General features: G+C 70.8%; 9 protein-coding genes. 3 read left to right on the top strand and 6 right to left on the bottom strand.

Annotated elements, in window-relative coordinates; genetic code table 11:
• Positions 1–69: 69 nt before the first annotated feature.
• The 3 genes from ACFVDI_RS07720 to ACFVDI_RS07710 all read right to left on the bottom strand — a co-directional run bounded on the left by ACFVDI_RS07720 (position 70) and on the right by ACFVDI_RS07710 (position 2,662).
• Entirely contained in the window at positions 70–1,176 is a 1,107-nt protein-coding gene (locus tag ACFVDI_RS07720) for a GuaB3 family IMP dehydrogenase-related protein (protein WP_378902462.1), read from the bottom strand.
• Between the two features lie 67 nt (positions 1,177–1,243).
• A complete protein-coding gene (locus ACFVDI_RS07715; protein WP_378902459.1) occupies positions 1,244–2,062 on the bottom strand; it encodes a class I SAM-dependent methyltransferase in 819 nt (272 codons plus the stop codon).
• Between the two features lie 132 nt (positions 2,063–2,194).
• Positions 2,195–2,662, bottom strand: a complete 468-nt coding sequence (locus tag ACFVDI_RS07710; RefSeq protein ID WP_378902456.1) for a DUF3224 domain-containing protein — start codon at positions 2,660–2,662, stop codon at positions 2,195–2,197.
• Between the two features lie 63 nt (positions 2,663–2,725).
• Here ACFVDI_RS07710 and ACFVDI_RS07705 point away from each other — a divergent pair, with 63 nt between their 5' ends.
• Positions 2,726–3,523 carry a DUF6597 domain-containing transcriptional factor gene (locus tag ACFVDI_RS07705; RefSeq protein WP_378902453.1) on the top strand — a complete coding sequence of 266 codons (798 nt, stop codon included), beginning with the start codon at positions 2,726–2,728 and terminating at the stop codon, positions 3,521–3,523.
• Here the strand turns inward: ACFVDI_RS07705 and ACFVDI_RS07700 are convergent.
• Together ACFVDI_RS07700 and ACFVDI_RS07695 are read right to left on the bottom strand one after the other, a co-directional pair.
• Positions 3,501–3,977, bottom strand: a complete 477-nt coding sequence (locus ACFVDI_RS07700) for a GNAT family N-acetyltransferase (protein ID WP_378902450.1) — start codon at positions 3,975–3,977, stop codon at positions 3,501–3,503. The two genes, ACFVDI_RS07705 and ACFVDI_RS07700, sit on opposite strands and share 23 nt — an antisense overlap.
• Positions 3,967–4,407: a rhodanese-like domain-containing protein gene (locus tag ACFVDI_RS07695; protein WP_378902447.1), complete on the bottom strand. Its 441-nt coding sequence runs from the start codon at positions 4,405–4,407 to the stop codon at positions 3,967–3,969. Before ACFVDI_RS07695 ends, ACFVDI_RS07700 begins: the two co-directional genes overlap by 11 nt.
• Positions 4,408–4,500: 93 nt before the next feature.
• Here ACFVDI_RS07695 and ACFVDI_RS07690 point away from each other — a divergent pair, with 93 nt between their 5' ends.
• Positions 4,501–4,962 carry an Lrp/AsnC family transcriptional regulator gene (locus ACFVDI_RS07690; protein WP_378902444.1) on the top strand — a complete coding sequence of 154 codons (462 nt, stop codon included), beginning with the start codon at positions 4,501–4,503 and terminating at the stop codon, positions 4,960–4,962.
• Here ACFVDI_RS07690 and ACFVDI_RS07685 read toward each other — a convergent pair.
• Positions 4,917–5,798, bottom strand: a complete 882-nt coding sequence (locus ACFVDI_RS07685) for a helix-turn-helix transcriptional regulator (protein ID WP_378902441.1) — start codon at positions 5,796–5,798, stop codon at positions 4,917–4,919. The genes ACFVDI_RS07690 and ACFVDI_RS07685 overlap by 46 nt on opposite strands.
• 118 nt (positions 5,799–5,916) lie before the next feature.
• On the opposite strand from ACFVDI_RS07685, the gene ACFVDI_RS07680 reads away from it, so the two are divergent.
• Positions 5,917–7,332 (top strand): MFS transporter, encoded by a 1,416-nt coding sequence (locus ACFVDI_RS07680; protein WP_378902438.1) that lies wholly within the window; start codon positions 5,917–5,919, stop codon positions 7,330–7,332.
• Positions 7,333–7,337: the final 5 nt, after the last annotated feature.

Genomic DNA, 7,337 nt, shown 5'->3' with positions numbered 1-7,337 from the left:
GAAACTGTCGTTTCGTCGCCCACAACTGCAGGCTCGGCCCGCCAGAACTACCGACTCGGCCCGGGGTCGTCAGCCGACGACGACCTCGATCCGCTGGAACTCCTTGAGGTCGGTGTAGCCGGTGGTGGCCATGGCGCGCTTGAGGGCGCCGACGAGGTTCATGGTGCCGTCGGCGACGTGGGAGGGGCCGTAGAGGACCTCCTCGAAGGTGCCGACGGGCTGGAAGGCGACGCGCTCGCCGCGGGGGAGGTCGGCGTGGTGGGCCTCGTTGCCCCAGTGGAAGCCCTTGCCGGGAGCATCGGTGGCACGGGCGAAAGGCGAACCCACCATGACCGCGTCGGCACCGCAGGCGATCGCCTTGGCGATGTCGCCGGAGCGGCCGACGGCACCGTCGGCGATGACGTGCACGTAGCGGCCGCCGGACTCGTCCAGGTAGTCACGACGGGCGGCAGCCACGTCCGCGACGGCCGAGGCCATCGGCACCGCGACACCCAGCACCGTCCGGGTGGTGTGGGCGGCACCGCCGCCGAAGCCGACGAGGACACCGGCCGCACCGGTGCGCATCAGGTGGAGCGCGGCCTGGTAGGTCGCGCAGCCGCCGACGATGACCGGCACGTCGAGCTCGTAGATGAACTCCTTCAAGTTCAAAGGCTCGGCCTGCGAGGAGACGTGCTCGGCCGAGACGGTGGTGCCACGGATGACGAAGAGGTCGACGCCGGCGTCGACGACGGCCTTGGCGTACTCCTTCGTACGCTGCGGCGACAGCGCCCCGGCGACGGTGACGCCCGAGGCGCGCACCTCGCGCAGCCGCTCGGTGATCAGCTCGGCCCGGATCGGAGCCTCATAGATCTCCTGCAGACGCCGGGTCGCGTCGACACCGCTCAGCTCGGCCAGCTCGTCGAGCAGCGGCTGCGGGTCGTCGTAGCGGGTCCACACGCCCTCGAGGTTGAGCACGCCGAGACCGCCGAGCTTGCCCATCGCGATCGCGGTCGACGGCGACATCACCGAGTCCATCGGCGCGGCGAGGACGGGGATGTCGAAGCGGTAGGCGTCGATCTGCCAGTCGGTGCTGACCTCGGTGGTGTCGCGGGTGCGGCGGGACGGCACGATCGCCACGTCGTCGAAGGCGTACGCCCGTCGTGCTCGCTTGGCCCGGCCGATCTCGATCTCAGTCACAGGACGGATTGTTCCACGTGACCGGATCGAGATCGGAAAGCACGCACCGACCTGGACGGTCGAGGCGCTAGCTGCGTACGGCGGTGAGCAGCAGGTACTCCCAGCTCATGGTCCCGCCGGTGAGGTGGCGGTCCCCCAGCTCGGCGAGCGCGGCGTCGAGCTCGCCGGTCCGTGACTCGTCGTCGGCGATCCCACGGTAGGCGACGATCGTCGGCCCGTAGCAGGCCTTGAAGAAGTCGCGGAACTCGGCGCCGGTCTCGAACGAGTCGATCGCGACCATCCGCTTCTCGGCTCGGACGTCGCTCACCGAGTCACCGAGCAGGCCGCGTACGTGGCTCTCGTCGCCCCACCTCGGCGGCGGCTGGGCACCCTCGGGCGGTGGTGCCATGAACGGCTTCATCGTCGCGAACATCTGGCCGATGAAGCCCTCGGGCGTCCAGCTGATCAGACCGATCCGGCCGCCCGGCCGCACGACCCGGACCAGCTCGGCGGCGGCCTTCTCGTGGAACGGCGCGAACATGATGCCCACGCACGACATCACGACGTCGTACGCAGCGTCGTCGAACGGCAGCGCCTCGGCGTCGGCGACGCGCCAGGTGATCGAGCCCGCGCCGGCTTCCTCCGCATGCGCCTGCCCGATCTCGAGCAGCTCCGGCGTCAGGTCGCTCGCGGTGACGTCCGCGCCGGCGAGCGCGGCGGGGACGGCGGCGTTCCCGGTGCCGGCGGCGATGTCGAGCACGCGGTCGCCGGGCCCGATCTCGCAGGCCTCGACGAGCACCTGACCGAGCTCGGGGATGAGCTCGTCGGCGACCCGGGCGTAGTTCCCCAGCCCCCACATCGTTCGGTGCTTGGCCTTCAGGTCGGGTGAAGCTGGTGATGCGGTCATGTCTTCCTCCACAGACGTTGACCCGAGATGTGATCTGGAGCGTCCAGCCTCACCCCGGGCCCCCGACGGGCGACGCCGCACGATCCGAACTCATCGAAGTTCAGGATCTTTGCGGCACGACCGCACCGTGCGTCAGCTCCAGTCGTAGGAGAGCACGAAGCCGTACGCCTCGCCGCCGCCCTCCTCGGAGAGGATCATGTCGGCCTCGCCGACGAGGCCTTCGAGGCCGCCGGTGCCGAGTCCGGGGACGACGGTGAGGTGGGAGCGGACGGTCTTGTCGGCGTACGTCCCGCTGATCCGCCACACGCAGGACCCCTCCTGGCCGGCGATGGAGCCGGTGAACTGCTCGTACGCCTCGAAGACCGCGCCGCCGGCGGGGTTGCCGTAGGCGCCGATCATCCGCGCGACGCCCTTGCCCTCGATCTCGCCGGCGTAGGTGTAGTCGGTCTCGGAGGTGGTCAGGCCGCGCGTGGGGATGTAGACGTCGTCGCCCATCCGGGTGCCCTCGCCGTCGATGTCGACGTAGGCCGCCTCGATCCAGCGCGCGACGGTCATCGTGGTGCTTGCCTTGTTTCCGTAGGTGTTGCTCGAGGTGTTCATGGCTTCAGCCTGCTGCCGGAGCAGGGGCGCGGGATTGAAGGAACGCGCCATATCGTTGGCGGCATGGCTGGCCAGATGGAGGGCAGGGGCTATCCCGACGCGATCGTGCGGCCGGTGACGGCGGCGCGGACGATCACGACCGAGCGGTTCGCGCCCTCCGCGGAGATCGCCGGACACGTTGACTACCACTGGTACGTCGGCTGGGACCTCGAGCACCCGCACGACCAGCAGGTCATCCCGCAACCCCGGATCCACATCGCCGCCGAGGACGGCCGGCTGCTGGTCCACGGGATCGGCCGGCGCCCGTTCGTCCGGCACCTCAGCGGCCGAGGCCACACGCTCGGCGTCTCGTTCCTGCCCGGCCTGTTCCGCCCCGTGCTCGGCAGCCGGGTCAGCGCCATCGCCGACCAGGTGGTACCCGCGCAGAACCTGCTCGACGTCGACGACCGGCCCGCTGCAGAACGGATCCTCACCGCCGACGACCCCTCGGACATGGCCGCCGCGATGGAGGCCTACCTCCTCGAGGTCGGCCTCCCCGCGGATCCGGTCGCCGAGGACGTACGCCGCTGGGTGACCCTCGCCGAGGACGACCGCTCGATCACCCGGGCCGAGCAGCTCGCCGACCACGCCGGGCTGAGCCTGCGGTCGCTGCAGCGCCTGTTCAGCGAGTACGTCGGGGTCGGCCCGAAGTGGGTCGTGCAGCGGTTCCGCGTGCTGGAGGTCGCGGCCCGCGCCCATTCCGGCGCCGTCGACTGGGCCGCCGTCGCCGCGGAGCTCGACTTCAGCGACCAGGCCCACCTGGTGCGTACGTTCCGGGACGTCGTGGGCGCTCCCCCGGCTACGTACGCGAAGGACCTGTGAGGGGCAGCGTGAAGCGCGCCTTGGCGGCCTCGCGGGCGCCGGTGCGGCGGTAGAAGCGGATCGCTTCGTCGTTCCAATCCGGCGTCTGCCACTGCAGCTCACCTGCCCCGGCCGCATGCGCCTCGGCCGCCACGGCCCGCATCAGCAGACGGCCGGCGCCTCGGCCCCGGACGGACTCCTGCAGGTACAGGCAGTCGAGGTGGGCGTACTCCGCCGCCTGCCAGGTCGAGGCCTCCAGGCTCCAGCTCGCGTAGCCGACCAGCGCGTCGCCCTGGACCGCGACGAGGACGTGGATCCGTGGCCGAGGGACGAACAGCCACGCCGCCAGCGCGGTCTGCAGGTCCGGCCGGGGATCGGCCGCTCGTTCGTAGCGGGCGTGCTCCCGGATCAGCTCGACCAGGTCCGGCAGGTCGGCCGCGCCGACGGCCCGGATCGAGACGACGTCAGCAGGCACAGGAGATGGTGTCCAGCGGCGCGGTCAGCGGGTCCTTGGCGCGAGCGACGGGGCCGCGCTCGTCCTCGACGGGATAGCCCTCGCGCGCCCAGTACTCGAAGCCGCCGATCATCTCCTTGACCTGGTAGCCCAGCTTCGCGAACTCCAGCGCGGCCCTCGTGGCGCCGTTGCAGCCCGGCCCCCAGCAGTACGTCACGACAGGCATGTCCAGCGGGATCTCCTCGGCGGCCCGGCCGGCGATCTCGGCCGTCGGCATGTGGAGGGCACCCACGATGCGGCCCTGCGCCCAGGCGGCCTCTCCGCGCGAGTCGACCAGCACGAAGCGGGCGCGTTCGGTCTGGCCGGCGTGGACATCTGAGGCGTCGGTCTCGAAGGCGAGCTTGCTCGCGAAGTGGGAGACGGCCTCGGCGGAGGCAGCGGGAGTGTTCATGTCCCGAATCGTATGGACGTCGGACCGCGATCTGAAGGTCCGTTCCCCGGCATCTCTGCAGGATCGCCTTCGATTTCGTGGCATTCTTGCCCCGTGCCCGCGAATCTCCCTTTCGAGCCCGACAAGGTCGATACGGCCATCCTGAAATCGCTGCAGGCCAACGGGCGACAGAGCATCGCCGAGCTGGCGCGGCACATCAACATGAGCCACAGTGCCGCCGCCGAACGGGTTCGCCGGCTCGAGGAGTCGGGGGTCATCTCCGGCTACGGGGCGCAGGTCGACCCGGAACGACTCGGCTTCACGATCCTGGCCTACCTGCGCCTGCGCTACCCGAGCAGCGTCTACGACCCGCTCCACCAGCTGCTCGCCGACCTGCCCGAGGTCATCGAGGCGCACCACGTCACCGGCGACGACTGCTTCATCATGAAGGTCGTCGCCACCGACATGAAGCACCTCGAGCAGATCAGCGGCCGGGTCGGCTCGCTCGGCAGCGTCACGACCAGCGTCGTCTACTCGTCCCCGTTGCCGCCGCGGCCGCTGCTTCCACCCGGCTGATCGGTCGAGGGCATCGTGGCCAGCGCGGCCAGCGCAGCCGCCGAGGGCGAGCCGGGCTCGGCCCGGTAGAGCACGATCCGCTGGCTGGTCTCGGGCAGCACCATCGCCTCGTACGCCAGGTCCAGCCGCCCCGCCACCGGATGCCGCAGCCGCTTGATCCCGTAGCCGCAGTCCATCACCGGATGCTCGGCCCACAGCTCGGCGAACAGGTCGCTGCGCTGGACGAGCTCGCCGACCAGGCAGCTGAGGATGTGGTCGTCAGGGTGGAGACCCGAGGAGTAGCGCAGGAAACCGACCATCTGCAGCCCGGTGCCCTCAGGGTCGACGAAGAGCTCCGGCCCGTCCGGCTCGAGGAAGAACCGACGGATCAGGTTCGGGCGATGGGGACGGCCGGCGTACGGAGCGTCGAAGTCCAGCCCGTGTCCGTAGAGGCGGTGCCCGAGATCGTTCCAGGCGAGCACGTAGTTGGCGTGGTCGACGATGAGCGCCGGACCGGGGTAGTCCATCAGCATCGCCACCGCGGCCGGGCGCGGCTCCACGTTGCGACCGCCACCCGAGACCGTCTCGACCGGGCGGGCCAGCCGACGCAGGTGGTCGTGCTCCTCGGCGCTCAGCCGCAGCGCCCGGGCGAGCGAGTCGATCACCGAATCGGAGGCGTTGTGGTGGTCGGCCTGCTCGAGCCGGGTGTAGTAGGTCGGCGAGACGCCGGCGAGCATCGCCAGCTCCTCGCGCCGCAGGCCAGGGACCCGTCGGGCGCCGTAGGACACCAGTCCGGCGTCCTCGGGACTGATCGCCGCACGGCGGCTGCGCAGGAACTCTCCGAGCTCGGTCGTCATGGTTCCCATAGTGCAGTCTCGCCGCGATTTCTTCCTGACCCTGTCAGTGCCAGGCACGCGGATGGGTGGCAGGACAGGTGTCTGGCTGGCGTACGTCATCCGGCGGAGCGTTGGGGCCATGACCACGACCACCCAGGCCGAGCCCGTACGCGAGGCCGGCATGACCCGCGGACAGCTGCTGGTGCTCTTGCTGCTGCTCGCTTCCCAGTTCACCCTCACCGTCGACTTCTCGATCCTCAACGTGGCGCTGCCGACCGTCGGGGAGAGCCTCGGGTTCGCCGAGGCGCACGTGCAGTGGATCGCGACCGCGTTCGCCCTGTGCGCGGCCGGGTTCACGCTGCTCTTCGGCCGGATCGGCGACTACGTCGGCCGCCGCCGGGTCTTCCTGATCGGCATGGTGGCGCTGGGCGCCGCCTCGCTGCTCGGCGGGGTCGCCACCTCGCCCGAGGTGCTGCTGACCGCCCGGGTCGCCCAGGGCCTGGCCACCGCCGCGGTGACCCCGGCGGCACTCTCGCTGCTCACCGTCTCGTTTCCCGAGGGTCCGTTGCGGCAGCGTGCCCTGGGTCTGAACAGCGTGGTGATGTCGACCGGGTTCACCGCCGGGGCGGTGCTCGGTGGCGTGCTCACCGATCTGCTCTCCTGGCGCTGGGCGTTCCTGGTCAACGTACCGATCGCGCTGCTGGTGATCGCCGTCGCACCGTTCGTGCTGCGCGACTCCGCCGACCGGGAGCGGTCGCGACTCGACCTCCCGGGCGCTGTGCTCGTCACCAGCGGTCTGCTGGCGCTCGTCTACGGCGCGACCCGTCTGGGTGAGGCCGGCATCGCCGACGTGTGGGGGCTGACGGCGATCGGGGTCGCGGTGGTCCTGCTGGTCGCCTTCTGGCGGGCAGAGTCCACGCACCCGCACCCGCTGGTGCCGCTGCAGATCCTCACCCGGCGCACGATCGGCTTCGGCAACATCGCCGGCTTCGCGACCTTCGCCTTCGAGTCGTCGCTGGTCTTCGTGCTGACGATGTACCTCCAGCACGTCCTCGGTCTCGATGCTCTGCAGACCGGCCTGATGCTCGTCGCGATGGGCGCGGGCGCGATCATCGGTGGATCCGTCGCGCCGCGGCTGATCGACGCCTTCGGGATGCGCAACGCCGTGGCCGGCGGGCTCGCCGTCCAGGCGGTCACCACCGGCGCGCTGGTCCTCGTCGGGCCCTCGGTCGGCTGGCTCTGGTTCCTCGGCCTGATGAACTTCGTCGGCGCGATCGGGCACGTCACCGCGATCGTCGGCTTCATGGTCGCCGCCACCTCCGGGCTCCCCGACCACGAGCAGGGGCTGGCCACCGGGCTGGCGATGATGACCCAGCAGGTCGCGATCGCGCTCGGCATCCCGATCATGTCGACGATAGCCACCGCCGCGGGCGGCGTCGCCTCGCTCGAGGCTCTGCACGTGGCGATCGCTGTCAACGCGGCCCTGGTCCTTCTCGCCGCGGTGCTGGTGGCCGTCGGGCTGCCCCTCCGGCGACCGGCACCCGAGCCTGCCTGAGCCCC

Origin of the sequence: Nocardioides sp. NPDC057767 (assembly GCF_042798275.1) — a bacterium.
Classification (GTDB): Bacteria; Actinomycetota; Actinomycetes; order Propionibacteriales; family Nocardioidaceae; genus Nocardioides.
This window is presented reverse-complemented; position numbering and strand designations above follow the sequence as displayed.